This window comes from Vulcanisaeta sp. EB80 (assembly GCF_002078205.2).
In genome coordinates, this window is sequence record NZ_LCWN02000120.1 from 1 (window position 1) to 3,000 (window position 3,000).

The 3,000-nt window shown below is 45.6% G+C and carries 2 protein-coding genes and 1 pseudogene; 1 reads left to right on the plus strand and 2 read right to left on the minus strand.

Annotation, left to right across the window (positions count from 1 at the left end; all coding sequences use genetic code 11):
- Positions 1-392, minus strand: a pseudogene (locus B7L70_RS12220) (Ig-like domain repeat protein); the annotation flags it as partial.
- 148 nt (positions 393-540) lie between these two features.
- Between B7L70_RS12220 and B7L70_RS12225 the strand changes: the two are divergent.
- Positions 541-1,899 carry a tRNA (N(6)-L-threonylcarbamoyladenosine(37)-C(2))-methylthiotransferase gene (locus tag B7L70_RS12225; protein WP_081228421.1) on the plus strand — a complete coding sequence of 453 codons (1,359 nt, stop codon included), beginning with the start codon at positions 541-543 and terminating at the stop codon, positions 1,897-1,899.
- A 12-nt stretch (positions 1,900-1,911) separates the two neighbouring features.
- Here the strand turns inward: B7L70_RS12225 and B7L70_RS12230 are convergent.
- On the minus strand, positions 1,912-3,000 hold a 1,089-nt coding region (locus B7L70_RS12230), incomplete at its 5' end, for an ABC transporter permease (protein WP_081228422.1).

Here is a 3,000-nt window from a genome sequence, read left to right on the forward strand (position 1 = left end):
CTTATAACCACCTGCTGTGGCAATCCACTATAGAGCTTAGTAATTGTCGTGCTTATCACAATCCCCGGTGTTAGGTAGGATACCGTGAAGTAGTACGTCAATGAGTAACCGACAGCTGATATGGTTAGGGATGCATTATAGACACCCTGGCCTAATGCTGGCGCCGTCATATTTACAATATTAACGCCGGGTTGCAGGGTTTCCGTAATCGTCTCCGTGCTACTACCCACGTTGAGCGTGTATGTTGCGTTTATTGGGATTTGTAAATTGTTTGTGGTGCTTATTGATACCGTGGCATTTATACCAACCCCATTATAAATACTGGTATTATTATTAATAATTTCCGCGTAGGTTCCGTAGTACCAGGTGATGTTGTTCACGGATATGGGCATCTTCGGATCCATGCTGAGTACGGCTAATATTATATGCAGTATCAGCAGTATTACCGTTCACCCACACAAGTGGTTAGTAACCCCTTTAAAAAGTAATGTCACACGCGTTTAGGTTTATAAGGTCGTTACTCTCCACTAATGATTGTTTATGGTCAGTAGATTTAGCGTGATCACCTTTGGATGTTGGTTAAATAAGGCTGATAGTGATATAATGATTAGTAGGCTTAAGGCGTTGGGTTGGGAGTACGTTGAGGATATCGACTTAGCCGATGTGATTATCGTAAATACATGCGCCGTCAGGGAGGAGGCCGAGAGGAATGAGTTGAAATTACTGGGTAAATTGGGTAAGGAGTATCCTAACAAGAAGGTGGTTGTTGCCGGTTGCCTAACTAGGGTTAGGCCGGCCACCATTAAGGACGTAGTACCTAACGCCATCCTCGTGGCGTCGCACGGCGTAGAGTTGATAGATAGGGTAGTCAATGGGGATTTGGATATGTACGTATTCGATGACAGACCAATGACGTACCTACCTACCTACTACCCCGAGCTTCATGGTCATAGGTACGTGGTGCCCATTCAGGTTGGTTGTTTAGGAAATTGTAGCTTTTGTGTTACTAAGATTGGTAGGATGGGGTTTGGTAGAGTGAGGAGTTATGGTAAGGATGACATAATCAGGGCTGTTAGGGATGCCGTAAGTAGGGGTGCCCGTGAAATATACCTAACAGGTCAGGAAATCAGTGCTTACGGCCGCGATAGGGGGTATGACCTGGTTGACCTACTTGAGGAGTTGTTGAGGAGTGTTGATGGTAGGTACATGGTGAGGTTGGGTATGATGGAACCCCTAGAACTTAGTAAAATTATTGATAGGCTCATAGATGTTGTTAAGGGTGATTGGAGAGTTTACAGGTTCTTCCACATACCAGTCCAGAGTGGTAGTGATCGTGTGCTGATGCTTATGAGGAGGAAGTACTCCGTTGAATTGTTCAGGGACATTGTTAGGAAAATTAGAACCACAATACCGGACGCCACAATAGCCACAGACATCATAGTTGGTTTCCCAGGGGAGACCGATGAGGATTTCTGGGCTAGTGTTAAGTTGATTGAGGAGTTGGGTATAGATAAGGTTAACCTGGCCAGGTATAGCCGTAGACCATTCACAGAAGCCGCGTACATGGAGCAGGTGCCTGAGCAGGTTAAGAAGGAGAGAAGTAAGATAGCCACTGAGGTGTTTAGTAGGGTTGCTTTCGAGAGGAATAGGTTATTTATTGGTAGGGAGTTGTGGGGTATAGTCAGTGAGATTGATTTTAAGGGTGAGAATTACGTTGTTCGTTCATACAATTACAAACCAATAGCCGTTAGGAAAGCCTACATAGGCGCCTTCGTTAAGGTTAGAATAACCGACGCAACACCGCAGAGGCTGTTCGGGGGGCTTCTTGAGGGTGAGGAGTTGGGTGTTAAGTATAGGGTTGATTTCAGGCTTAGTGAGGGCCTTGACCTGGTCTCATAAACCTCGCCTCCACTACTCAATTCTCAGGACTTCCATAGGCCTTATCTTCGTTATAGTCATTAATGATGGTATCGACGCAACAATCGACGTTGCCACAGCAATAACCAGCGAATAAGCGTAGAGTGTCGGGAGTAGTATTACGGGTATTATTATTGGCAAGTTCAGCTTAATCATTATGTACCTAGCTAGGTAGGCACCGCCTATGCCCAACGCTATGCCCACAACCGAGCCTATGGTGCTCATTATGAGGATTTCAAGGAGGAATATCAGGATCACCTGCCTATTAGACGCACCCAGGGCCTTTAGTATGCCTATCTCCCTAGTCCTCTCCCTAACATTCATTATAGCCGTATTAGCCACACTAAGCCCCGTAACGATTAGGCTTAGCGCAATTATTACTATGAAGAAGAGGTTTATCATGGACACCGCATTGGATATAGAGGCAAGAACCGAGCTCTGCTCATAAACATCCGCGTTTGGGAAGTACTCACTGAGTGCCGTGGCTAATTGGTTGAGGTACGCTGGATCCTCCTTAGTTAATTTTATGAACATGGCATTGACAAAGCCCTCATCGCTCAAGTCGCTTTGTAATGTGCCTATCGATGTTACGATCATGTTTAGGTGGAAACCCAGGAAACCACCCAATATACTACTAAAGGTCCCCGTGACCTTAAGCGGTATTATCTCCGTACCTCCCTGAATACCCGTTAAAACCTGGACATAAATCGTATCACCAATGCCAATGCCATCCTTACTCGCCAGGGTATCCTGAATTATGGCCTCACCATTACTCATCGGGAGGGAGCCGCTTTCTATACGTACCTCAAAGTACGAGAAGTATTGACTAGGTATTCCAATCAGTGTTACGGGTTGTCCGTTGACCTGCGCCGTACTGATTATTATTGCGGGGACTACGTAAGCAACATGAGGAAGCTTGGCTATTACCTGAGCCACGGTCTCGGGTATCGATACACTGTCTGAGTAAACCATCAAATCCGTCGGTAATATATTCTCAACCTCACTCACAACAGCCACTTTAAAGCCGTACGTCATAGTCTCCAGGGTTATCATGAGAGCCACGCTATATATTATCGCAAGCAT

What these genes read in the sequence shown, in the direction of transcription:
- B7L70_RS12225 (WP_081228421.1), top strand. Translation starts at nt 541, where the DNA reads ATGGTCAGTAGATTTAGCGTGATCACCTTTGGATGTTGGTTAAATAAG.